The organism is Hyphococcus flavus (assembly GCF_028748065.1).
In the GTDB taxonomy this organism is placed as follows: Bacteria; Pseudomonadota; Alphaproteobacteria; order Caulobacterales; family Parvularculaceae; genus Hyphococcus; species Hyphococcus flavus.
Map to the genome: position 1 here is coordinate 3,196,484 of NZ_CP118166.1, position 22,942 is coordinate 3,219,425.

21 protein-coding genes and 1 tRNA gene are annotated in these 22,942 nt (G+C 54.1%); 6 read left to right on the forward strand and 16 right to left on the reverse strand.

The features are described from left to right. Positions 1 to 72 precede the first annotated feature (72 nt). Both PUV54_RS15290 and aspS read right to left on the reverse strand, forming a co-directional pair. A complete protein-coding gene (locus PUV54_RS15290; RefSeq protein ID WP_274493177.1) occupies positions 73 to 1,194 on the reverse strand; it encodes a M14 family metallopeptidase in 1,122 nt (373 codons plus the stop codon). A 9-nt stretch (positions 1,195 to 1,203) separates the two neighbouring features. Continuing rightward, complete coding sequence (gene aspS, locus PUV54_RS15295; protein ID WP_274493179.1) at positions 1,204 to 3,003, reverse strand: aspartate--tRNA ligase; 1,800 nt, start codon at positions 3,001 to 3,003, stop codon at positions 1,204 to 1,206. Positions 3,004 to 3,219: 216 nt separating this feature from the next. Here aspS and rnd point away from each other — a divergent pair, with 216 nt between their 5' ends. From rnd to PUV54_RS15315, 4 genes are all read left to right on the forward strand, one after another. After that, complete coding sequence (gene rnd / locus PUV54_RS15300; protein WP_274493180.1) at positions 3,220 to 4,365, forward strand: ribonuclease D; 1,146 nt, start codon at positions 3,220 to 3,222, stop codon at positions 4,363 to 4,365. A 45-nt stretch (positions 4,366 to 4,410) separates the two neighbouring features. After that, on the forward strand, positions 4,411 to 5,142 hold the full coding sequence (locus PUV54_RS15305; RefSeq protein WP_274493182.1) for an N-formylglutamate amidohydrolase: 732 nt from the start codon (positions 4,411 to 4,413) through the stop codon (positions 5,140 to 5,142). Positions 5,143 to 5,184: 42 nt separating this feature from the next. Continuing rightward, positions 5,185 to 6,324: a carboxylate-amine ligase gene (locus tag PUV54_RS15310; RefSeq protein ID WP_274493184.1), complete on the forward strand. Its 1,140-nt coding sequence runs from the start codon at positions 5,185 to 5,187 to the stop codon at positions 6,322 to 6,324. Positions 6,325 to 6,442: 118 nt separating this feature from the next. Continuing rightward, a tRNA-Met gene (locus PUV54_RS15315) sits at positions 6,443 to 6,519 on the forward strand. Between the two features lie 104 nt (positions 6,520 to 6,623). Here the strand turns inward: PUV54_RS15315 and PUV54_RS15320 are convergent. The 8 genes from PUV54_RS15320 to PUV54_RS15355 all read right to left on the reverse strand — a co-directional run bounded on the left by PUV54_RS15320 (position 6,624) and on the right by PUV54_RS15355 (position 15,202). Next, a complete protein-coding gene (locus tag PUV54_RS15320; RefSeq protein WP_274493185.1) occupies positions 6,624 to 8,597 on the reverse strand; it encodes a TonB-dependent receptor in 1,974 nt (657 codons plus the stop codon). 55 nt (positions 8,598 to 8,652) lie between these two features. After that, entirely contained in the window at positions 8,653 to 11,937 is a 3,285-nt protein-coding gene (locus PUV54_RS15325) for a VPS10 domain-containing protein (RefSeq protein ID WP_274493186.1), read from the reverse strand. A 266-nt stretch (positions 11,938 to 12,203) separates the two neighbouring features. Next, positions 12,204 to 13,316, reverse strand: a complete 1,113-nt coding sequence (locus PUV54_RS15330; protein ID WP_274493188.1) for a Ppx/GppA phosphatase family protein — start codon at positions 13,314 to 13,316, stop codon at positions 12,204 to 12,206. Positions 13,317 to 13,405: 89 nt separating this feature from the next. Further along, the gene (locus PUV54_RS15335; RefSeq protein ID WP_274493190.1) at positions 13,406 to 13,570 is read right to left on the reverse strand and encodes a hypothetical protein; all 165 of its coding nucleotides are present in this window, start codon (positions 13,568 to 13,570) and stop codon (positions 13,406 to 13,408) included. 78 nt (positions 13,571 to 13,648) lie between these two features. Further along, positions 13,649 to 14,122 (reverse strand): envelope stress response membrane protein PspC, encoded by a 474-nt coding sequence (gene pspC, locus PUV54_RS15340; protein ID WP_274493192.1) that lies wholly within the window; start codon positions 14,120 to 14,122, stop codon positions 13,649 to 13,651. After that, on the reverse strand, positions 14,115 to 14,360 hold the full coding sequence (gene pspB, locus PUV54_RS15345) for an envelope stress response membrane protein PspB (RefSeq protein WP_274493194.1): 246 nt from the start codon (positions 14,358 to 14,360) through the stop codon (positions 14,115 to 14,117). The genes pspC and pspB overlap by 8 nt, the downstream gene beginning before the upstream one ends. An 18-nt stretch (positions 14,361 to 14,378) precedes the next feature. Continuing rightward, on the reverse strand, positions 14,379 to 15,065 hold the full coding sequence (gene pspA / locus PUV54_RS15350; protein ID WP_274493196.1) for a phage shock protein PspA: 687 nt from the start codon (positions 15,063 to 15,065) through the stop codon (positions 14,379 to 14,381). Positions 15,066 to 15,076: 11 nt separating this feature from the next. Then, the gene (locus PUV54_RS15355) at positions 15,077 to 15,202 is read right to left on the reverse strand and encodes a hypothetical protein (protein ID WP_274493198.1); all 126 of its coding nucleotides are present in this window, start codon (positions 15,200 to 15,202) and stop codon (positions 15,077 to 15,079) included. 207 nt (positions 15,203 to 15,409) lie between these two features. Between PUV54_RS15355 and PUV54_RS15360 the strand changes: the two genes are divergently transcribed. Then, positions 15,410 to 16,444 (forward strand): sigma 54-interacting transcriptional regulator, encoded by a 1,035-nt coding sequence (locus PUV54_RS15360; protein ID WP_274493199.1) that lies wholly within the window; start codon positions 15,410 to 15,412, stop codon positions 16,442 to 16,444. Positions 16,445 to 16,519: 75 nt separating this feature from the next. On the opposite strand, the gene PUV54_RS15365 is transcribed toward PUV54_RS15360, so the two are convergent. From PUV54_RS15365 to ndk, 5 genes are all read right to left on the reverse strand, one after another. Then, positions 16,520 to 17,050 (reverse strand): CREC-EF hand family protein, encoded by a 531-nt coding sequence (locus PUV54_RS15365; RefSeq protein WP_274493201.1) that lies wholly within the window; start codon positions 17,048 to 17,050, stop codon positions 16,520 to 16,522. 168 nt (positions 17,051 to 17,218) lie between these two features. After that, positions 17,219 to 18,151, reverse strand: coding sequence for a sterol desaturase family protein (locus tag PUV54_RS15370; RefSeq protein WP_420797968.1), 933 nt, complete (start codon positions 18,149 to 18,151; stop codon positions 17,219 to 17,221). A gap of 26 nt (positions 18,152 to 18,177) precedes the next feature. Beyond that, positions 18,178 to 18,567: a hypothetical protein gene (locus PUV54_RS15375; protein WP_274493204.1), complete on the reverse strand. Its 390-nt coding sequence runs from the start codon at positions 18,565 to 18,567 to the stop codon at positions 18,178 to 18,180. 33 nt (positions 18,568 to 18,600) lie between these two features. Continuing rightward, positions 18,601 to 19,683: an alpha/beta fold hydrolase gene (locus PUV54_RS15380; RefSeq protein ID WP_274493205.1), complete on the reverse strand. Its 1,083-nt coding sequence runs from the start codon at positions 19,681 to 19,683 to the stop codon at positions 18,601 to 18,603. 61 nt (positions 19,684 to 19,744) lie between these two features. Further along, entirely contained in the window at positions 19,745 to 20,167 is a 423-nt protein-coding gene (gene ndk / locus PUV54_RS15385; RefSeq protein WP_274493207.1) for a nucleoside-diphosphate kinase, read from the reverse strand. Positions 20,168 to 20,296: 129 nt separating this feature from the next. On the opposite strand from ndk, the gene PUV54_RS15390 reads away from it, so the two are divergent. Next, on the forward strand, positions 20,297 to 20,677 hold the full coding sequence (locus PUV54_RS15390) for a DUF4870 family protein (protein WP_274493209.1): 381 nt from the start codon (positions 20,297 to 20,299) through the stop codon (positions 20,675 to 20,677). Positions 20,678 to 20,727: 50 nt separating this feature from the next. On the opposite strand, the gene PUV54_RS15395 is transcribed toward PUV54_RS15390, so the two are convergent. Beyond that, entirely contained in the window at positions 20,728 to 22,929 is a 2,202-nt protein-coding gene (locus tag PUV54_RS15395) for a 3-hydroxyacyl-CoA dehydrogenase NAD-binding domain-containing protein (protein ID WP_274493210.1), read from the reverse strand. Positions 22,930 to 22,942 lie beyond the last annotated feature (13 nt).

Here is a 22,942-nt window from a genome sequence, read left to right on the forward strand (position 1 = left end):
AATTGATCAGACCAGATTTCTACCGAAAATTGTTGCTTTTCGCGAGGCCAGCGAGCGCGATAAATCGCCCTTCTAGCGAAGAAAGTCGACGATTTCAGCCATCACCTTCAGGTGCTCACCTGCGAAATGGCGGCACCGCTCCGGCGACCAACCCACTTCAGGCATCGGGTTCACATTTGCATCCTTGAACGGCATCTCAAGCGTCATGGAAAGACAGTCCCACGTCTCGGCCACATACGCGTTGGCGATGTCGAGATTACCCTTGCCTGGCGCCGGGACTGGATAGCCGTCCTTTGTTTGAAAATCCCTACTGATTTCCAATAGCCGGTCAGAGTACCGGTTAAAGCGCTTCTCATGCAGCGCATCCCAGGAGGGTATGCCTTTCGGCGCGTCAAGGAAATTGTTTGCGATCGCTTCATCGCCATGAACGTCCAAAAAGAAATCGACGCCGCTGGCGCGCATCGCCTCACGCACCAGATAGACTTCAGGGCTTTCTTCCACGCTTGCATTGCGCCATGCGCGGTTAAGATCCTTGCCGGCGGCGTTCGTACGCAAATGACCCCGTCTGGCGCCGTCCAAATTCATGCACGGAATTATATGGAGCGTTGCTTTGTCTCGCAGTGTTTGCGCATCCACATTCGCTTTATCGGTCAGGCGGTCGAGGAAACCTTCCATCCACCACGAGCCCATGGTCTCGCCCGGATGCTGGCGCGCAATCACCCAGAGCTGGCGCTCGGCGTCACCCATTCTGAAGTAATCAATTTCCTGTCCATCAAGCGTTTGCCCGATAACCTGATGGGAAAGCTGCGGCGAGGATTTCACCTTGTTTATGTAATCGCGGTAGCGCGACGTCTGGTAAGGGGCGAAATAGGCATAATAAACACTGTCGTGATCAGGCGTATGCTGAATGGTCAATTCACGGTCATCGAAAGAAGTATCGACGCGAAACCAGGTTTCATTGTCATATGAAGCAACAGCGCGATAGTCTTTCCACCCGCCGAGATAAGAGGCGCCATGAGCGTTTTTGAGGCGCATGGTTAAAGGCTGGCCCTTGCCGCCCTCAACGCGGAAATAGAACCATTGAAAGAAGTCCGCCTTACCGTCCGGTTTGATCTCAAGCGTTAAGTTCGTCGGGTCAGAAATGTCGAGAGGAACGATATTTCCGCTGTCGAAGTCGCTTGTGATTTTAACCATCAGGGCTCCCTAATCTTTCTTTTCGGTGATCGGCATGACGACGCGAATATGCACGTCCTTCAATTGCTGGTCCGACGCCTCGATCGGTGCATGCAGCAACAAATCTTCCGCCTGCTGGTTCATGGGGAACATTGTCACTTCACGGATATTCTCCTGCTCGCAGAGCAGCATGACTATTCGCTCAATACCCAGCGCACAGCCGCCGTGCGGCGGCGCGCCGTATTTGAATGCGTTCAGCATGCCGCCGAATTTGTCCTCGACAACTTCCTTGCCGTAACCGGCGATATCGAAGGCCTTGTACATGATATCCGGACGATGATTCCGAATAGCGCCGGAACCAAGCTCATAGCCGTTACAGACAATGTCGTACTGATAGGCCTTGATCGCCAGATACTCTTCATCCGTTTTCGCCGTTTCTAAAGCCTCAAGACCGCCTTGCGGCATGGAGAAGGGGTTGTGACCAAACTCTACCTTTTTGTTCTCTTCATCCCATTCATACATAGGGAAGTCGATGATCCATGCGAGTTCGAACGCGTCCTTGTTGGTAAGTTCAAGCTCTTCACCAATGACCACCCGTGCCTTGGCGGCGACAGCGACAAAGTCCGCTGGCTTGCCGGCAAGGAAGAAAGCCGCGTCGCCCGCTTTCAGTCCGAGTTGTTCGCGCACGGCTTCGGACCGTTCAGGGCCGATATTCTTCGCCAGGGGGCCTTTGGCTTCGTTTTCATCGAAAATCATGTAGCCCATGCCAGGCAGGCCTTCCTTCTGGGCGAAAGAATTCATGCGGTCGCAGAATGCACGAGAGCCCCCGCCCGGCGCCGGGATGGCGCGGATTTCGTTTTGCGGATCAGAATCAAGAATTTGCGCAAAGATTTTAAAACCCGAACCACGGAAATGATCGGACACGATCTGCATTTCGATGGGGCATCTGAGGTCCGGCTTGTCGGTGCCGTACTTTAGCATCGCCTCGTCATAAGCGATTAATGGAAACGGATATTTCGTGACCGGGCGCTCGCCAGCGAATTTAGAGAAAGTCTGTTCAACGACCGGGCCCACCGCATCGAACACATCCTGCCGCTCAACAAAGCTCATCTCTAAATCGAGCTGATAGAACTCACCAGCCGAACGGTCTGCGCGCGCATCTTCGTCACGGAAGCATGGAGCGATCTGATAGTAACGATCAAAGCCCGACACCATGATGAGCTGTTTGAAAATCTGCGGCGCCTGCGGCAGCGCGTAAAACTTGCCGGGATGCAAACGAGACGGCACGAGAAAATCGCGCGCGCCCTCCGGCGATGACGCGGTCAAAATCGGTGTTTGAAAATCAGTAAAGCCTTTATCTTCCATGCCACGGCGGATTTCACCGATCACTTTTGAACGCAGCATAATGTTCTTGTGCAGCGTCTCGCGTCGCAGATCGAGATAGCGGTGCCGCATGCGGATATCTTCCGGATAGTCCGGCTCTCCGAATACAGGTAACGGCAGGTCGTCAGCTTCCGACATGACTTCAAACGCGTCGATGCGCACCTCGACCTCGCCAGTCGGCAAGTTTGGATTTACGACTTCATCGTCACGAGCGACCACACGGCCATCGACCTTGATAACGCTTTCCTGGCGTACCCGCTCAACGTCAGCAAAAAACGGCGCTTCTGGCTCCACAACAAGCTGCGTCAGTCCATAATGATCGCGCAGGTCTATGAAGAGCAGCCCGCCATGGTCGCGTTTTCGGTGCACCCAGCCGGACAGGCGAACATTCTCGCCAACTTCGGATTTGCGCAATTGGCCGCAGTGATGAGTGCGATAGGCGTGCATTGGTTTCCCCTGAAGAATTAAGTCGCGCCGGAGTGGCAACGCTGCAGTGCAAAGTCAAGGCCAGCAAAGGTTAACCGCCTTTGGGCTCTTCTGCAGCAAGCACGAGTGTAAAGCACACTTTACTTTCGGAGCCGCGAGACGTGATTTTGGCAGTGTAATATTGCACCGCAGAAACAAGCTTGTTTCCAAGGCGCCGGGCCGATAGAAGCGCCGGTTATGCAGGTCATCACCACAACCGAAGAACTCCATACATTTTCCGCTGCCCTCCGGGACAAGCCTTTTGTCGCTGTCGATACGGAGTTCATGCGGGAAAAAACCTACTGGCCTATTCTCTGCCTTATTCAGGCCGCCGCAGAGGGCGAGGAAGCAATCATCGACCCGTTGGCGGAAGGCATTGACCTAACGCCCTTTCTTGAAGTGCTGACCGACGACAAGGTCGTAAAAGTCTTTCACGCCGCCCGGCAGGACCTTGAAATTTTCTACAAACTCCTCGGCGAAGTGCCAGGTCCGCTGTTCGATACTCAGATTGCGGCGATGGCTTGCGGTTTCGGCGATCAGATTGGCTATGAACCGCTGATGCGCACTTTGTTGAAAGCGAAAATCGACAAGGGCTCGCGTTTTACTGACTGGTCGCGCCGGCCGCTGACAGACTCTCAGCTCGCTTATGCTTTATCTGACGTAACCCATCTGCGCGACGCATACCCGATCCTGAAAGACTCACTTGAGGGACGCCGTCGCAAGCACTGGGTCGAGGAGGAAATGCACGCGCTCAACGACGATGACTTGTATCATGTGCAGCCTGCGAAAGCATGGAAGCGACTAAAGTTACGTGGCGTTCGCCCGAAAGAAATGGGTGTTGTCGTCAAGCTTGCGGAGTGGCGTGAACATGAAGCGCAAACAAAAGACATCCCGCGCAGCCGCATCCTGAAAGATGAGTCCATATACGAACTGGCGCGACTGCAGCCAAAAGATGCAAAAAGCCTCGCGCGAGCGCGTTCAATTCCCTCAGGTTTCGAACGGTCAAAATCGGGTGCGGCGATTATTGATGTCATCGGCGCAGGAATTACGCTTCCTAAAGCGGAAACGCCGAAAATCGACAAGCCTGACCGGGAAAAAGTCTCCGCCGATGTTCTGGAACTCTTAAAAGTGCTTTTAAAACGTCAATGTGAAACCTTTCATGTGGCGCCAAAACTGATTGCAACCACGGCTGATCTTGAAGAGATCGCCCGAAGTGACGACGCTGATGTACCTGCCCTATCGGGCTGGAGGCGGGAAATTTTCGGCGATGCCGCTCTTCGGCTCAAGCGCGGTGAAATAGCGTTAAAGCTTAAAGGCGACAGCGTGGATATTATTGATGTCTAGCCTCATGTTAGTATCTGAAATAGAACGTCAACCATATATTTCAAAATGAATTCTGTTTTCAGCACACAAAGTTTTGGCGACTCTCGTTTCTTCGTTTTTTGCGATCACGCATCGAACGCCATTTCATATCATCTGAATGCGCTCGGACTGCCAGAAGATTTGTTGGATACTCATATCGCCTGGGATATTGGCGCAGGCGCACTCAGCAAGGCGCTGGCGAAAAAGCTTTCAGCCACGCAGTTTCAGTGTGAATTTTCACGGCTGATTATAGATCCGAACCGCGCCCCGTCGGCTAGCGATATTATTCCGGCGTCAAGCGATCATATCCCTATTCCCGGAAACAGGGAGATAACAGAAGCCTCCCGCGCTGCACGCCTGAAAGATTTTCACGAACCCTATCATGCGGCGCTTGGCGACGGCCTGGATCAAATCACCAAGCGCTGCAATACGCCGTTCGTCATCTCCGTTCACAGCTTTACAGAAAGACTGATGGGAGCAGAGGAACGGCGCCCCTGGAAAATTGGCCTCCTCTGGCGTGATGATGAAGAAAGCGCTCGCGCCATGATGCGCCAGCTCAAAGCCGACACAGGCTGGTCTATCGGGGATAATGAACCCTATGACGCGCGCGTGTTTAACTATTCCATTGATCGCCATGTCAGCCCGCGGAATCTTCCGCACCTGACGATGGAAATCCGTCAGGATTTAATTGGCGACAGCAGGGGCGTTCAGGAAATCGCTGCAATTATTGAGCATGCAGTGCGGACAATCACTGCATAATCAGTATAGGATAGGCTTTCCTTTTGCTAGAGGGGACGCCGGATGCTGCCAGCGCTAACACTGGGCCTGGAGGAGGAATATCTCCTCGTTGATCCTGAAACTCGCGATCTTGTTTCGGAACCTTCACCGGAATTCATGTCGGAATGCAAGGAAAGGCTGGGCGAACGCGTTACGCCCGAATTCCTGAAATGTCAGGTTGAAATCGGTACGCCGGTTTGCGCCAATATTTCCGACGCCCGCCATCACCTGAATGCCTTGCGGTCTGTCATCATCAACACGGCCGATAAATTCGGCATGAAACTGATGGCGGCGTCTACACATCCTTTCGCACAATGGGGGCGACAAAAACATACGGAGGCGCCGCGCTATGATTTGCTCGATGCTGACTTGGGCGGCGTCATCCGGCGTATGCTGATCTGCGGCATGCATGTGCACGCCGGAATAGAAGATCAGGAAGATCGCATCGATTTAATGAATCAGGCGCGCTACTTCCTCCCGCACTTGTTGGCGCTATCAACATCGTCCCCTTTCTGGGGCGGTCACGATATGGCCATGCGCTGTTCTCGTCTTGGCATCTTCGACTCCATGCCGCGAACCGGCATTCCCGACCGATATGAAAGCTGGTCTGAATATGAACGAATGATCGAGCGATTAATCCATGCCGGCGTCATGGAAGATGGTTCGAAATTATGGTGGGATATGCGCCCGAGCGCACGGTTCCCAACCGTCGAAATGCGCATCACAGATGTTTGTACGCGAATGGAAGATGCGCTGTGCATCGCCGCGCTTTACCAGTCCATTTTGCGGATGCTTGCCCGCATCAAACAGCGCAATATGCGCTGGCGAATTTATCCGCGCATAATGCTCGAAGAAAACCGATGGCGCGCGCAGCGATATGGATGCACAAAAAGCATGATTGATCTCGGGCGGGGCGAATGCGTGCCCTTTGGCTCGCTGATCGAAGAAATCATCGAAATCGTAACAGAAGACGCCACGGCGCTCGGTTGCCTCAAAGAGGTGCAGCATGCGCGGGTCATCTTGAAAAGGGGCACAAGCGCCTGCCGTCAGATCGATACTTATACCGAAGCGCGAAAGGACGGCGCCGACGAGCGAGAAGCGTTTGTCAAAGTCGTGGATATGCTGATCGGCGATACAGCCGCAGACTTACCCGAAACCGCCTGAATGGTGGATAAACAAATTAACGTCCCCACCCCCTTGCAGGGCACCGGCGTCTTCGCTATACCCCGCCTTCCTGTTTTCGGGCGCTTCTATGCGGCCATTCATGCAGGTAGTCAGTTGGCGCGGGGTGGAGCAGCCCGGTAGCTCGTCAGGCTCATAACCTGAAGGTCAGAGGTTCAAATCCTCTCCCCGCACCCAATTGTAACTCACAAAATTTGTTCAAAGCCCCATACTGTTTACGTCTACCATGCGCCATTCATCGCTGCGTCTTGTTCGCCGGTTTGAGCGCTATACTTATAAAGTCACGGCGCCGAAACTCGTAAGCCGCCACGGATCACCCGCCCGGAGACGGGAAGACCAAGCTGCGGTTCGATCAGCGTATCAGTGAAATTGTCAGCTCGCAGAAAGATATTGACTGCGCTATCCGCCAGGGAAAAACCATAAGAAATTTCTGCATTGAAGCTTGTTGATCGTGCGAGCGGTATAAACACATTGTTTTGATCAAGTGAGAAAGCGCGGCCGCGATATTGCGCCTCAACAGAGCCGCGCAAACCATTTGGATGAACATAACTCAACGACGCCCTCGCCAGAACTTGTGGGCGCTCGGATAAAAAGCGTTCATCGAGTGCGTCGTTTTCCGGCAGACGTCGCAGGCGCATCGCAGTCAAGTTTCCTGCTACTGAAAGCCGCTCTGTCAAAGACGCCTCGCCAAACACCTCAACCCCAAAATTACGGGATCCGCGAAGGTTGATCCGTTGACGCAGGTTCAAGTTATCGACAATGACATTGCGCTGATCGATTGTATTCGTGCTGAGATTCGTAAAAGGCGCAACTGTGAAAGACAATCGGTCATCCGCATATCGAACTGGCGCTTCAATGAGAATAGCGCTCTCCGCCTTGAGATCCGGGTTAATTAAAAACCGGTCTATAGCCGTGCCGAATAACTCGCGCTGTGTTGGCAATCGGGTCTTGCGACCGGCGGAAAAAGCAATCGACCAGCGATCATCCAGTTCATGTTCAATGCCGCCAATCAAATTCCAGGTTGCAAAATCACCAGCCTCAGGCCTGCCCCCGGTATCAAGCGTTTGCAAAAAATCACCGCTTACTCCCAAGGATAACCGTGTGACGCCGCGTGAGAGTTCGTATTCTCCGCCAACGCTGACTGTTCGGCGATGAAAACGGTCAGGCGGTGGCGCCACGTCTGGCGCCACGCCGTTTGTAAACGCAACATCCGTCTGTCTATGCCGCGCGTCAACAATGGTGACGACCCCACGCAACAAATGTACGCCAGCCGTGTTTTCAGCGACGACGCGCGCGCCATACGTGCGATCTGAATCAGTCTGCAGATCGTCAATCTGTGCATACTGGCCGGAAGAATAACTTTCGATAGTTTGATTGAATTGCTGGACCCAGACTGCATTTCGAATAGAGAGATCGTCTGTGGGACGTATGGTTGCGTTTATCACGCCAACAATGTGCCGGCTTTTCGGATAGCGCCAAAAGCGCACGCTATTATCGCCAGGGTCGAGATGACCTTCTGGCGCAATCCCATAGTCCACATCTATCGCCAGGATACTCGCAGACAAACTGTGATTCCGGCCTAGCTCGGTTTCTAAACGAGCAAATCCATTGAGCCGTGATAAATCCGTATTTGTGCGAAGCGAACTATCTGCTTGCGAAAAAGCAATATTTGCATCTCGCGTTAATGTCGCCCCTTCTCTATGTGTGAAACCGGCTGCGGCTACTCCGCGCCATGATTCGCCTCCACCGGAGAACACCGCTCCGCCATCAAGAAAACCGCCTTCCCCGCCCTGCACGTCAAAAGATGTGGTAGTATTCGCGGAAACCGGATTGATATCAATCACACCGCCAGACGTATTTGCCCCATAGAGTACGGATGAAACCCCTGGCGTCGTCGATATTTGCGCAGCAGCGCGAGACGGAACGAGCGCGATGTCGAGGCGGTTATCCCAAGGTATGTTTAGGGAGGCGCCGTCAAAAAATAACGCTGTCTGACGTTCCCCCGCACCGCGAAAGAACGCCAGCGTTTCACCGCGAGAGTTCGTCTGCAACGACGCTGATGGTGCGCGCGACAGAGCATCCGATAGCGATGTTGCCCGAATATCAAGGAGGTCGTCAGAATCGAGCTCGTAAACTGTCGCCGCCCGTACGCTCGTCTCGCCGCGCACGACCGACACAATGATCTCGTCTCTTGCCCACGCAGAACAGGAGGCCGCAACCGATGCGAATATCACAACACTGGCGATGACGCGCATCGGCGTGACGCCCTCCTTTACGCAACTACACTCTCGTACGTTGGCCCGAGCTTATTTACGGAGTCGGCACGAGTCCTCCTGGGGTCCACGGCGCGCCGGCTTCGATCAACGCATTTTCAAAAGCAGGCATGTCTGTTTGTTTGAGCGTGTTGATCCGATCACGGATCGCAGCAAAGTCCTGCTCGACAATGTCAATTTGGGAAAGATGCGTATTTGTAGGCCCATAAGTTGACAGGCCCGTACCTACTAACACCTTGCCGAGACGGCTCTGCACGCTAGGAGGCGTATCCTGCCCAACCTCGTTCATGGATTGATTGCCGCCGAGCGCCGCTTCAAGTTCATAAATTTCGCGGCGAAGCTCGCGCCATTGCGCATCGAGAGCAGCAGGCGCCGTCCTTGATCGTGCAAGCGCCGTTTTCAGATGTCCCATCTTGGTATTGAGCTCGCCAACACTCGAGCTGGCTGCACTTACAGCGCGCTGCAATCGTGAAAGCCGCTCCCAGAACGCAACTGTTTCGGCCGGCTCCATGCCTGGAAGCGCACCATTTCGCAGACGTTCTACGGTAAACGGTTTCGCTGCAACGAGCTCAGTCGTTTCCCCGCGCACCCGCTTTGAGAGTGACACGGTGTATTGCCCGGGCGCTGCAAGATATCCTGTCGGCGGATCTTCGGGATCTTCCTGGCCTGTAACCGCAGTCATCGCCGGGTACCGAAGGTCCCAAGCAACACGATGAATACCCTTCTTCGCGGGGCCGTTGATACGGCGGACGATGTTGCCGTCGGCGTCACGCACTGTCAGCCAGATCTGCGGCTCGATTTCCCGGCGTTCTTCTTCCACCGCATCGTAGCCAGTAAAGGGCGTATCTTCCCAAGCGTCGAGTTTTTCTTTTTCTGCTTCCTGCCTGGTTTCAGCCAAGGACTTTAGGTCTTCTTTCAGATAGTAAGTAAAGACCGCACCGAAAGGCGGGTTGGGCGCGCGGTAATAACTGTGGCCTTGCGTGCCGCCTTCAGAAAACGCCAGCGGATTTTGTTCCATGTACCACCAGGCGCGGCGACCCGGGAACAGCAAAGCATCTTCTTCAAGTGCTTCTTCAGTAATTTCCCGTAAAGGCGAATAGTCGTCGAGGATGAAGAACCCTCGTCCGAATGATGCGGCGACAACATCGTCTTCACGCCGTTGTATCGTAACGTCACGATAAGCAATGGTCGGCGCTCCGCCCTGAAGTTCGACCCATCTCGACCCGCCATCAACTGTAAAGAACAGGCCGAATTCCGTTGCCGCAAACATAAGATTTGCGTTTTCATCATCTTGTACGACTCGCCACACGAGATGACGTTCAGGCAAGTCGCCGGAAATCGATTGCCACGTCTGTCCTCGATTGGTGCTCTTATATAAATACGGTTTGAAGTCACCGTACTTGTGATTGTCGAGAGCGACGTAGACCGTATTGGCATCGAAGAGGTCCGCGCGAATATCGTTTACAAAAGCGCGCTCCGGCACGCCGGGCAGACGCGAGACGTTAATACGCGTCCAGGTTTCGCCGCCATCAGCCGTCGACTGGATCACGCCGTCATCTGTACCGACATATAGTATATTTTCATCGATCGGCGATTCCGCGATCGAGGTGATCGTGTTGTACTGAGACATGGCTGCTAGGTCCCAGCCGGCGTCCCAAGACCACTGACGGCCCATCAGCGGAAGCAGCATGCGATCTTCGTCACGTGTCAGGTCGCCTGACAGGGCGCGCCATTGATCACCACGATTATCCGAACGCCATAAGCGTTGCGACGCGAAATAAATGCGCTGCGGATTATGTGAACTGACAAGGATTGGCGCATCCCAGTTAAACCGTTCCGCAGGATCACCAGGACTTGGTTGCGGCTGAACATGTACAATTTCACCCGTGGTGCGATCGACACGGACGAGATTTCCTTCCTGCCATTCAGCATACATGATGTCTGGGTTGCCGGGTTCCGTCGCCGATTGGTGTCCATCGGCAAACAGCGTTACGAACCAGTCGGAATTACGGATGCCGTGCTGGTTATCCGTACGCGACGGACCGCCCTGACTGTTATTATCCTGCGTGCCGCCATATACGAGATAGAACGGCTCTGTATCGTCAACGGCAACCTTGTAAAACTGCGTAACTGGCAGATTGTCGATGTAACGCCATGACTTTTCGTCATCATGACTTTCATACAAACCGCCGTCGGAACCAACGATTATGTAGTCAGGATTTGTCGGGTGAAATGCGATCGCATGATCATCGACGTGCTTGTATTCATTGTTGATGTTACGCCAGGTCTTGCCGCCGTCATGAGAAACCTGCGTCGTATTACTGACGAGATAGATACGGTCAAAGTGGTGGGGGTGCGCAAACAACTCCTGATAATAGTGTGGCCCCGTGCCGCCGCCTGTCTTGTCGCCGACTTTTTCCCATGATGCGCCGCGGTTGGCAGATCGCCATACCCCGCCCGTGCGCCGGTCCAGTTCTATCGCTGCATAGACAACATCAGGTTGCTGAGGCGAGATCGCCAGGCCGATTTTGCCCATGCTGCCGTCCGGCAACCCACTGGTGAGTTCCTCCCAGGTTTCGCCGCCGTCTTCAGAAACGTGAATGCCTGTCTCTGGTCCGCCACCCATATAAGCCGCCACCGTGCGATGGTGCTGCCAGGTTGCTGCATAGAGACGGTCAGGGTCTCTCGGATCAATGATGACATCGGTGACGCCTGTCCATTCACCAGCAGACAGGACATTATTCCAGGTGATGCCGCCATCGCTCGTCTTAAAAAGACCGCGCTCGCCGCCGCTCGACCAAAGCGGCCCCTGAACCGCAACCCAAACGGTGTTCGGATCATCAGGGTGCACAATAATCGTAGAAATGTGCTCGGACTCTTTCAGGCCCATATGCTGCCAGCTCTCGCCGCCATCCCTGGATCGATAAAGCCCGTCACCATATCCCACGTGACGGCCGCCCACATTTTCGCCAGTACCAACCCAGATTGTGTTTTCATTCGAGGGGTCAACCGCGAGCGCGCCTATGGAATAAGACGCTTGCTTATCAAAAAGAGGCTTCCATGTCGTGCCGGAGTTTTCAGTCTTCCAAACACCGCCCGAACCCACAGCCACATACCAAGTCGAAGGATTATCCTCTACAATCGCGATGTCCGCGATACGGCCGGACATAAAAGCCGGACCAATATTCCTTAGCGCCATGCCGTTGAATGTGGATGAAACCATGGGACCTTTATCTTCTGTCTCCTGCGAGTTTGCATCCTGCGCGCACGCTGTTAGTGGCAACGCCAACAAAGCGGCGACGACGACTAGTAGTGATCTCATGGAAAGCCCCTTATGCATTTACCCCTCACTATCTCATAAGCGAGGAGACACATCATATTTTTTGTGGTTATTCTATCACAACTACGACAGCACAACATACTGGCGTTTGTAAACATGAGATTTTCGAACTTTATTGTCTGAACACGGCCATGATCGGTTATGAACATGGCTGATTGAGCCACGATCATTCAACGCACTTTCTAGACAGCCCTTATTTCTGAGTTCGGCGCTCGGCTGGCGAATCACGCCTACCCTGACGAAAGCATCTAACGATTTGCGCGTCGGCGGCGGTTTCGTTCTTTACGGGCCTGGAGCGACAGTTCCGCCAAAATGCCTTCGCGCAACCCCCGATCGGCCACACGAATGCGTTCCGCCGGCCACTCATGTAACAGAGCATCTAATATTGCGCATCCGCACACGACGAGGTCGGCTCGCTCTCGCCCTATGCATGGCTCATCCGCACGTTCATCAAAGCTCATTTTACGGAGTTTTTCTGAAACTCCCCGAGCTTCGCGGGCGGTAAGCCAAAGTCCATCGACTTTGTCACGACGATATCGCCTGAGCCGCAAATGTACGCCTGCGATGGATGTTACCGTGCCGGACGTTCCCAACAGATGCGCATTGCCGCTTTGAAAAGCGTTTTTCAATCCTTCCGGATCGCCAAGTTCGCTGATCGCCAACCGAACTTCCTCCACAATATCCGCATATGTCTGTGCATCGATGTCGCGACCGCCCCACTTTTCAGAAAGGCTGACAACGCCGAACGGCATGGAGGCCCAGGTTGCGATCTCGACAGGTTTACCGGCTTGCTTTCTTTGAACCCAAGACAACTCAGTTGAGCCGCCGCCAATATCAAAAATCAACCCTGACGGGGCGTCGTCATCAATCAACTCAGCGCATCCGGCGACAGCCAGCCTTGCTTCTTCTTCGGTTGAAATAACCTCGAATTCGAGGCCTGTCCTTAGTTTGACTTCCTGCAAAAACTCTTCGCCATTTTCAGCGCCGCGACAGGCTTGCGTCGCAATGCAACGCATATGCGTAACACCGCGCCGTTTGATTTTCTCGGCACATGCTTCCAGTGCGCCAAATGTTCGCTGCATTGCCTCTTGTGAAAGGACGCCGGTTTTAGAAAGCCCCTCGCCAAGTCGTACGATTTGCGAATAGGCGTCGACGATACGCAAGGATTTCCCGCTAGGCGCTGCAATCAGCAGGCGGCAATTGTTTGTTCCCAAATCAAGAGCGGCGAGTCGGGGCGCTCTACGCTTGTGTTTGAAACGCTTTTGGGAAGATTGCTTGCTGGCGTTTTGAGCCTGTCGATCTTGCGGAGTCTTGCCGCCGCCTCTACCGCCGGCGTCGCCGCCGCTTTTCACTTCGGTCATTCATTTGCGTCCTCGCTGGAGCCGGAACCGGCTCGTGAATGACAATCAACCTAGTGAATGGAATGGCGCCGGGCAAGAACGCAACGCACCTAAAAAATCGTGAATATACAAACCGGTTTTGATTCCGCCTTGCATGCTGTGATATTTTTCGCCGCTTCCGGTTCATAGCCTAACGCTACCGCCAGCGCAGCAAATGCGACAAACGTTAGCGCTATTAATGAGATTGCTTTTATTGCAACGGCAATCAGCGTCATGATCGCTCTCCCTACCGCGCCAAGCGGCGCGTCCCCTTTTCTTTCCTAAACTGTTCCTGTTTTCTCAGGACTTATACGTCACGCGCCACGTTCAAGGTCGCGAAACGCTTTTCTTAATCCGTACTCGTCTGAAGTCACCGCCTGCTCGAGGTCGGCTATGCGCGCATCAAGCGCACGGAACCTGTGTTTCAGCTCCGAAAACGTCGCCTTCGGCCGGGTCGAAAAAGTACGCCAAAAGCGCTCTGATTCAGGGTCAGCGCTGAATTGTTCTGCGCAATCATCAGGCTTGATAAACACGGCCGCAGCAACATAAGCGAAAATCGGTAGCGGAAAGAAAAAGACAGTAAGCAGCACGCCTAGAACGCGCACCCATTTCAGATTCCAGCCGAAGTAATTCGAAAACCCGGCGCAAACACCAGCAATCTTGCCGCGCTTTGTATCCCTCCGCAGGCGGTGGAAATTTGGTCCCGGTCCGGGCTGTCCGGCGCGATAAGCATAACTATCGCGATCACGCCAATGATGGTGATGATGATGATGGTGACGCTCAGGCATGGGGCCGCTCCGGATAATCGCGGCGCCAATCCGGTGCTTCCTTGTCGAGGATCGTTTCCAGCGCATCGACACGACGTTCCAGACGCTGCGCTGTCTTCCAGAGATCGTCCACTAACCTTTCGTCATCAGTGGAAATCGACTTGGTCTTCCGAAGCTCTGACTGATAGTGAAGAAATACAGCTGGACACGCGACGAAGATGATCGCAACAATCGCAACAACGTAAGCGAATTCGCCCATTATTTTGCCCCTTGCCCTTTATTGACCTTGCCCAGTGCTTGATGTGCGGTTCGCCACACGTCTTTTCAAGTCTTCAAGTTCGGCATTGACGCCATCCTCAGCCTCTAGCTCCGCAAATTCGTCTTCGAGGGTACGCGGGCGACCAAGCGCCCAGCTTTCGGCTTCAGCTTCAAGTTCATCAATGCGACGCTCGTAGCGGTCAAATCGCGCCAATGCTTCTTCGATGCGTCCGTCATTGACCTGACGGCTCACGCGAACGCTGTCGGAGGCAGCATGCCGGCGGATTTCAAGGGATCGCTGTTTCGCGCGGGCTTCCTTCAGCTTTGCTTGAAGCCGCTCAAGATCTTCGTTGGTTTTATTGACTGTTTCATCAATGGCTTTCAGTTCACCATCGAGTAGACCGATCATTTCCTCGGCCTTGCGCTTCGCTGCAACAGCGCCGCGAGCGAGATCTTCCCGGCCCTTGGCGATCGCCAGTTCGGCCTTCGATTCCCATTCCTTTGTTCGCGTGGCGAACTCGCCTTTTTTGCGTGTGACTTCCTTACGGTCGGCCAGCGCGCGCGCCGCATTGGAACGCACCTCCACCAGCGTATCTTCCATCTCCTGAATAATCAGGCGTACGACCTTCTCCGGATCTTCGGCCTTATCTAGCATGGAATTGATGTTAGAATTGACGATATCGCTCAGTCTCGAAAAAACGCCCATTTCGCGCACTCCTAAAATATGATGCCGCCAAGGATGAACCCGATGAAAAACGCGCCCCAGGCAAAGCCTTGCCGGCCGCGAATGGCGCGGTCGAGGCGATGCTCCCAGTAACGGTCGTCGGATCTATATCGGCTCATCGGGTTTCTCCTTTTCAGCGCGGGTTTTTCTGTTTTTGCCCCGTCACGGATTCAGTAGGTGAAATTCGCCCTCTAGCCGAATGATTTTTCTAGTTGTCTGTTTTCATTGTATTTTTTTGAATTGACGGATTTTGACCGAGCTTGATGTAGGTATTCTTTACCGTTTATATGGTATTATTTGCTGAATTTTGTTGGTATTCATAACCTATGGGCCTCTCAAATTCACCACCAGAGTTGATCGGGCAGTCTCCAGCGTTTCTGGGGACGCTGGAACAAGCCTCACAGATCGCCATGATCGACCGACCGGTTATTGTGACTGGAGAGCGTGGCTCTGGAAAATCGACCCTTTCCGCTCGAATGCATTACCTGTCGCCGCGGTGGGAAGGACCACTCGTTAAACTCAACTGCGCGGAAATGGATGCTCGCCAGCTCGAGACGGCGTTATTTGGCAGCGTTACGGGAAGCGTTACTGGCGGCGCTGTTCGCCGATCACCTGGCGCCATTCAACGCGCTGAAGGCGGCACGCTTTTCCTCGATCATATCGAGAAAGCATCGCTGCACGTGCAATCGAAGATACTTCGACTGATTGAATCCGGCAGTTACGAGCACTTCAATGATGAAAATAGTCAGCAGACTGATATACGCATAATCGCGGCTACCGATTGCGACCTGCGCTTACTTGCACAAACTGGCGAGTTTTGCGCAGACTTGCTGGATATGCTGGCCCTAAGCGTCATCGAGCTGCCGCCGTTGCGCGAGCGGCATGACGACATCCCCATGCTTGCTGCGCATTTCGCCTCTCCGGCCGTATCGGAACTTGGTTTCCGCTTTCCGGATTTCTCAGCAGAGGCCCTCATCGCATTGAAAGCGCATGACTGGCCAGGAAACATTCGAGAGCTAAAGACGGTTTCAGAACGCGCAGCATTTCGCTGGGGCGAAGGCGAAGGGCAAGGAAAAATACACGAGATAATAATTGATCCGCTTGCCCAGTCCTTTGGGCCACGACGCAAGCTGATGAAAAGTCCGCAAAGTGAGAAAGAGGGATTTACCCCCTCCGACATCTCGACCTTATCGGCGCCGTATCAGGAAGGCAGTGATTTGCGCGCCTATTTAAGCGCGCTTGAAAAAACAATTGTTGCTGAAACACTCGCCCGAAACGGCCAAAATCAGCGGCGCGCCGCTGACGCCCTGTCGCTCACCTATGACCAGATGCGCGGGATCGTAAAGAAACACGGGCTTTAAAGATTATGAAAAGGGGCTGGCCGCTGCCGAGATGTTGGGAGGGTGTCGGCAGCGGCCGCCGGAGGGCGCATGACTTTAGGCTTCGGGGCGCAAGTAAGCCTGTCTACGCGCGAAGATCGAAAGCTCCGTGCGCGTCAATGCACCGTTCGCATTAAGGTCTGATGATGCGAATATCGCATTTTGCAGACCGATATATTCCCCCTGCTGCATCTTTCCGTCATTGCCGGCGAAAGCATAGAATGTGTGGCGTGCAACAGCATCGATGCGCGTGTGCTCGCTCGCTGACAATGCGCCGGTTGAATTCACCGGCAATGAAATCGTCTCGACGCTCGCGTCTTTTTCAACTGCGACAAAGCCGTTGAGGTTGGCGAGCTCAGCCGTAATAATCGTTAGCGCAGCGAATTCATCGACATCGAGAACCGCGTCGCCATTTCTGTCCGAGCGCGCAAACACTTTTTCAGCATACGTAGACGCTTCAAAATTCGAGAGGGTTTTCATCTCGCCATTGTCGTAAGGGCTGGTGTTGACGCCGACAAATGAGGTGAGCGCGACGCCTGCGGCGGCGACTGCGCCAGTAATTGTGCTCATGAAAATCGTTGTGGGCATCGACCCCTCCTTGAAATTCGCATTTTCAAGATGGCGGGCCTGAGCGGCTAATCTTCGATCAATTCGTGAAATTATGAGGGCGTCGGAGGCGGAATTGGGGCGATTGCGGCGAAATTTTGCAGGATTCAACCCTGACGCGTGCGCCAGCCTAGGAATACCTCAAAATGGCTATTCCGCTGGCTGCGGCGCTGGCTCTGCCGCTTTTTGCGGTTGTTCCGCTCCATGAATGCGCCGCCAGCGCTCCTTAATCATCGCCGATGTCATACGTGTTCCGTCCGGCGACCAGCCCGGCGGCCCGAAGGTATAACCGAGAACTTGCTTGAATGACTTCGCCGCCCTCAGATCCTTCGCAATGCCGATCCATTCATGAAACGAGATCACCAGCGGATTGAAGGTGCCGAGATTTTTGATGATGCCATAGCGCGGTTTTTCATTCTCGTCTTCTTCAACGAATGTTCCGAACATTCTGTCCCAGATAATCAGCGTGCCAGCATAATTGGCGTCGAGATATTTCGGGTTAGTAGCATGGTGTACACGATGATGACTGGGCGTGTTGAATACCCACTCGAAAGGGCCCATGCGTTTTATAAGTTCGGTGTGAATCCAGAACTGATAGAGCAGATTGATAGCCCCCACAAAAAACACCATGGCGGGGTGAAAGCCGATCAACACCAATGGCGTGCGGAACAATATTGAACCCAGCACTTGCCCGGTCCAGGTCTGACGCAACGCGGTCGTTAAATTGTAGTGCTGTGACGAGTGATGAACCACATGGCTCGCCCAAAACCACCGGCGCTCATGGCTAATCCTGTGCCACCAGTAATAGCGAAGATCGTCGAGCACAAAGCACAACAGCACCGCCCACCATGTGTTTGGAATATCCATTAAGCGAAATTCATAAGCCGCAAGAAAAACAGCCAGCACGATAGCGCCGCCGCCCAGCAAGGGCGCCAATTCACTGCCGAAACCCATGATCAGGCTGGCGGCGGAATCCCGCGCTTCATAGCGTCCGCGATTGAGGACTCGCGACAGCACGATTTCCGCCACAACCAGCACAAGAAAAGCCGGCACGGCGTAAGCAATGATATCCGGGAATTCCATTTCCATGGGAGTTACATATCACGTGATCAGGAAAACTTACGAGCCCAAGTTGCAGCATCTGCAGTATGCAGCCGAACTGTGGATGAGCCAGGGTCCAACGGTTTGAGCACAAGCGCGCCGCCCTCTTCCGCCGCATTCACGGCGATGGCCGGATACCGGCGTGTGACGAGATCGACACCCAGCCGTGAGACAAGCGCGTAGTCGCCGTCCTCTCCTTCAGCGAATGCCGCCCTTCCCTTCTCATCGATCAGCCAAGAGACCGGTTTGAAGTCGGGCTCGTCAAAGCGAAGGCGCTCGGCGGCCTCTTCCTCAGTCACCGGTTTCAACGGCGCACGGAACATCACCCAGGCAAGCAGCACCATCAGCCCTATCGCGCCTAGTGAAACTAAAGAATCCAGCAGCAGGTTTCCGGTCACCCAACGCTCCCAATTCGGGTTATTGCAGCGTCATTACTCGGTACGTTCAAGCAGCTCCTGCAAATAGACGCTCCAAAGCGCGGCGACAGAATGACTGCCATGGCCGCGGGTCTGGTCAGTGATCGGCAGTACCACCGCCCTGCCGCCATCGACCTTTTCAATTTCTTTCGCCAGAATTTTCAGCTCCGGCGGATTGACCTGATCGTCGGCGGAATTGACCGCCACCAGCGGCGCCTTGATTTTATGCAGATGCGGTGACGGATCATAATTTCGCGATGCGTCAAATGCGTAGATCGTATCATTCGGATCGAGATAGCCGGTAAACCGCTCAACCAGTGCATTAAGCATCGCTTCGGATTCTTCTCTTGTCGGCGCCTGTTTTTGATATTGCAACGGGCTAGAGACCATGACGATCAAAGGATAGGTCGCAGCGGTTAATCCGTTCATTGGTTTTTCGTCGTAATCGCCGCCATTCCATTCCGGGTCCGCCATGATGGCGTCCATGATCATCTTGCGCAGCATGCGGTTTCGCCCGGCGATCTCAACCGGCAGACTCGCCAGCGGCATGATCGCGTCCATAAAGTCCGGATATGTATAACCCCAGACCCATGACTGCATCCCGCCCATGGATGTGCCCATGACGAGCCGCAAATGATCAACACCTAGTCCTTCTGTCAGCAAGAGATGCTGCGCGCGGACCATGTCATCATAATCGTATTTGGGGAAATCCATGCGCAGGCCGTCAGACGGCTTGGAGGAGTTTCCGTGCCCGATCCCGTCTGGGAGAATGATGAAATATTCTTCCGCATCGAGCAGCCCGCCCGGCGCGAACAATTCATCGGCAAAGGACTCACGCAACAGGCTGGCGCCGGTCCCTGTGGTGCCGTGCATGATCAGAACAGCATTTGTTGCACGTCCGTTTGCGTCGCGCTTTAATTCGCCAATAGTGCGATAATGAATGCGTAATTCGTGTAGCGCTTCGCCAGATCCGAACTCAAAATCGGCAGCCGTATAATCGCCTTCAACCGGCGCGGGGTATGGCGTTTGCGCAAACCCATTCCCAATCGCCATAAAGGCGAGTGTAACAATCACTGAAAATTTTTTGGTAAAACTCACGAGGGACGGCTCCTTACTGGCGTTTGGCCAGCATAACGGGGAGCCGTCCTAAGAACCAGCTTTAGCCGACCAGCTCATCTTTCGAGAAGAAGTACTCGATTTCCTGTGCCGCCGTATCCGGGCCGTCAGATCCGTGAACCGAGTTCTCACCGATAGATTCGGCAAATTCCGCGCGGATCGTACCAGCTGCAGCCTCGGCCGGATTGGTCGCGCCCATGATTTCACGGTTGCGTGCAATGGCGTTTTCGCCTTCGAGCACCTGAACTACTACCGGTTCCGAGCACATGAATTCCACTAGTTCGCCAAAAAACGGGCGCTCTTTGTGGACAGCGTAGAAGCCCTCGGCTTGCTCTTTGGTCATGTGAATGCGCTTGGAAGCGACGACGCGCAGGCCGCCCTCTTCGAGCTTGGCGATGATTTTGCCCGTCAGGTTGCGGCGGGTCGCGTCCGGTTTGATAATGGAAAAGGTGCGTTCAAGCGCCATGATTGCTATCCTCAAAAGTGGAAAAGAATGATTCGGCGCGCTTCCTATCAATCGTTTTGCGCTGCGGCAAGCGCTGGAAGACAGAATCAAGCCTGAATGGAAGCGTTTCGGTGAGAAAAGGAGAGCCACATGTCTGAATCGCCAACACCCCAGCCCGGCGGCTCCTCGCCGATCTCGACAAACCCGGGAGAGAGCGGGAACGCCAATTTAATTTACATTCTTTACCTTGTTGGCGTCGTCGCCGGCGTGACAACGCTGGTCGGTGTCATCATGGCTTACATGGCCAAAAACGAGGCGCCCGACTGGCTTCGCTCTCATTATCGAAATCAAATCCATATTTTCTGGAAAGCCATTTTGTACAGCATCATCGGGGTTGTTTTGTCGGTCGTGCTGGTAGGCCTCCTGGTCTTGCTAGTGACGTTCATTTGGTATGTGGTTCGCACGATCAAGGGTATGCAAGCGCTGTCGAAAGGCGAGCCTTATTCGAACCCGGATAGTTGGGGATTTTAAGAAAAAAGCGGCGCAAGCGCCGCTTTTTTATAGGAATGGATTGCGCTGAATTACGCGGCGGATTTGTAGAGCTTGTCGCCCGCTTCCGCCATTTCACGGAATTTTTTTGGCGGGTTGAATCTGGACCCGTGTTTTTGCGCAAGGCTTTCGGCTTTACGCACAAACGCTTCTAAACCAATGGTGTCGATGTGGCTCATGGGTCCGCCAGTCCATGGCGCAAATCCCCAGCCAAAGATGGCGCCAAGATCGGCAGACTGCGGATCATGCACAACGCCTTCCTCATAGCATTGCGCCGCCGGGATCAATTGCGCGTATAGCAACCGATCCAGAACTTCATCAACAGAAGGCTGATTTTTGGCGAGCGGATAATATTCCGAAAGCCCTTTCCACAAATGCTTCTTTCCGCCTTCGGGATATTCGTAAAACCCGCCGCCTGACTTACGGCCCTTGCGACCAAGTTTATCGACAAATGTTTCAAGTAACTGGAACACCGGCTCGCCTGACGGATCTTGCCCTGTTTCTTTCGCTGTGGCGCGCGCAATGCGAAGGCCCAGTTCCTGCGACGTCTCATCACAAAGCGCCAGCGGTCCAACCGGCATGCCCAATTGTTTGGCCGCGTTTTCAATGAGCGCCGGATTGACGCCCTCAGTTACGAGCAACATCGACTCATTGATGTAAGGCGGTACGACGCGATTGGTGTAAAAGCCGCGCGTGTCTTTCACCACGATCGGCGTCTTCTTGATCATGCGGACATAATCGAGCGCGGCGGCAAGCGATTTATCGCCGGATTTTTCGCCAGGAATAATCTCGACGAGCGGCATCTTGTCCACCGGCGAGAAGAAGTGAATGCCGATGAACTGGTCCGGACGTTCCGAATGTTTCGCGAGCCCTGTAATCGGCAGCGTTGACGTATTCGATGCGAAGATCACATCAGAACCGATCACTGCTTCGGTCTTCTTGATAACGTCCGCTTTAATGTCAGGATCTTCGAATACTGCTTCGATGATCATATCGACGTCTTTGAGATCGCTGTAGTCGGTTGTCGGCGTGATGCGGGCGAGAAGTTCCTCGCCCTTTTCTTTCGTCACCTTGCCGCGCGAAACGCCTTTCTCGACGATGCCTTGCGAATAGGCTTTACCCTTTTCGGCGTATTCGAGATCACGGTCGAGCAACACGACCTCCATGCCGCCTTTCGCCGTTACATAGGCGATGCCTGCGCCCATCATGCCGGCGCCGAGCACGCCGACTTTTTTGAGCTCTGTCGGCGGAACGTCTTTCGGGCGCTGCTCGCCCTTTTCCGCCGCCTGCTTGTTGATGAACAGGGTGCGGATCATATTGCGTGTCTGGTCGCTCGTCATCAGCTTCACGAAGTATTTCGATTCAATCCTTAGCGCAGTGTCGATTGGAACAATTGAGCCTTCGTAAAGGCACGAGAGGATGTACTGCACCGCCGGATAATTATGCTGCGTCGATTTTTGCGCCATGGCGTTCGAACCGATAAAAAACTGCACCGCGCGCGGATCCATAGCGCCGCCGCCGCCCGGAAACTTGAAGCCTTTCTTGTCCCAGGGTTGGGTAACTTTCGGATTGGCTTTCACCCATTCCTTCGCCTTGGCGACGACGTCGTCAGCCGGAACGACTTCCTGAATGATGCCCTGCCCTTTGGCGGTATTCGGATCGAGCGGTTTTCCCTGCGTCGCCATCATCGCGGCGTTTTGTAAGCCAGCGAGGCGCGGCAGGCGTTGCGTGCCGCCGCCGCCGGGAAGCAGGCCGACCTGCACTTCCGGCACGCCAAGCTGAATTTTCGGATTATCCGCCACAACACGATGATGACAGGCGAGCACCAGCTCCAGCCCGCCGCCAAGCGCGAGGCCATTCACGGCAGCAGCCACCGGCTTCGCATGAGCGTTACCTTTCAAAAGGTCTTTTGCCGCATGGCCGCCGGTTTCAAGCTTGCGCAGCATGCGGTTCAAACCAAAAGCTGCTTCGAACTGTTCTTTCGGCGTTGATGGAGCGCTTCCCCCCATACCGCCAAGCATGTTGAGGTCCGCACCAGCGAGAAAGCCCGTTGGCTTGCTGGACGTAATGACAGCGCCTTTGACAGTGTCATCAGCAACGAACGTATCCACCCATTTGGCGAAGTCTTCGATCAGATCCGCATCCCAGACATTCATGGATTTGCCCGGAAGGTCGATGGTGACCAGCGCGATGCCGTCGTTATCTGTTTCAACTTTGATTGTTTTGTAGGTCATGATTTCAAATCCG

What these genes read in the sequence shown, in the direction of transcription:
- PUV54_RS15290 (WP_274493177.1), bottom strand. Translation starts at nt 1,194, where the DNA reads ATGGTTAAAATCACAAGCGACTTCGACAGCGGAAATATCGTTCCTCTC.
- PUV54_RS15355 (WP_274493198.1), bottom strand. Translation starts at nt 15,202, where the DNA reads ATGAGCCGATATAGATCCGACGACCGTTACTGGGAGCATCGCCTCGAC.
- pspA (WP_274493196.1), bottom strand. Translation starts at nt 15,065, where the DNA reads ATGGGCGTTTTTTCGAGACTGAGCGATATCGTCAATTCTAACATCAAT.
- PUV54_RS15370 (WP_420797968.1), bottom strand. Translation starts at nt 18,151, where the DNA reads ATGGAATTCCCGGATATCATTGCTTACGCCGTGCCGGCTTTTCTTGTG.
- rnd (WP_274493180.1), top strand. Translation starts at nt 3,220, where the DNA reads ATGCAGGTCATCACCACAACCGAAGAACTCCATACATTTTCCGCTGCC.
- PUV54_RS15305 (WP_274493182.1), top strand. Translation starts at nt 4,411, where the DNA reads ATGAATTCTGTTTTCAGCACACAAAGTTTTGGCGACTCTCGTTTCTTC.
- PUV54_RS15360 (WP_274493199.1), top strand. Translation starts at nt 15,410, where the DNA reads ATGGGCCTCTCAAATTCACCACCAGAGTTGATCGGGCAGTCTCCAGCG.
- pspC (WP_274493192.1), bottom strand. Translation starts at nt 14,122, where the DNA reads ATGCCTGAGCGTCACCATCATCATCATCACCATCATTGGCGTGATCGC.
- PUV54_RS15395 (WP_274493210.1), bottom strand. Translation starts at nt 22,929, where the DNA reads ATGACCTACAAAACAATCAAAGTTGAAACAGATAACGACGGCATCGCG.
- PUV54_RS15390 (WP_274493209.1), top strand. Translation starts at nt 20,297, where the DNA reads ATGTCTGAATCGCCAACACCCCAGCCCGGCGGCTCCTCGCCGATCTCG.
- PUV54_RS15330 (WP_274493188.1), bottom strand. Translation starts at nt 13,316, where the DNA reads ATGACCGAAGTGAAAAGCGGCGGCGACGCCGGCGGTAGAGGCGGCGGC.
- PUV54_RS15320 (WP_274493185.1), bottom strand. Translation starts at nt 8,597, where the DNA reads ATGCGCGTCATCGCCAGTGTTGTGATATTCGCATCGGTTGCGGCCTCC.
- PUV54_RS15310 (WP_274493184.1), top strand. Translation starts at nt 5,185, where the DNA reads ATGCTGCCAGCGCTAACACTGGGCCTGGAGGAGGAATATCTCCTCGTT.
- PUV54_RS15325 (WP_274493186.1), bottom strand. Translation starts at nt 11,937, where the DNA reads ATGAGATCACTACTAGTCGTCGTCGCCGCTTTGTTGGCGTTGCCACTA.
- PUV54_RS15335 (WP_274493190.1), bottom strand. Translation starts at nt 13,570, where the DNA reads ATGACGCTGATTGCCGTTGCAATAAAAGCAATCTCATTAATAGCGCTA.
- PUV54_RS15365 (WP_274493201.1), bottom strand. Translation starts at nt 17,050, where the DNA reads ATGCCCACAACGATTTTCATGAGCACAATTACTGGCGCAGTCGCCGCC.
- pspB (WP_274493194.1), bottom strand. Translation starts at nt 14,360, where the DNA reads ATGGGCGAATTCGCTTACGTTGTTGCGATTGTTGCGATCATCTTCGTC.
- aspS (WP_274493179.1), bottom strand. Translation starts at nt 3,003, where the DNA reads ATGCACGCCTATCGCACTCATCACTGCGGCCAATTGCGCAAATCCGAA.
- ndk (WP_274493207.1), bottom strand. Translation starts at nt 20,167, where the DNA reads ATGGCGCTTGAACGCACCTTTTCCATTATCAAACCGGACGCGACCCGC.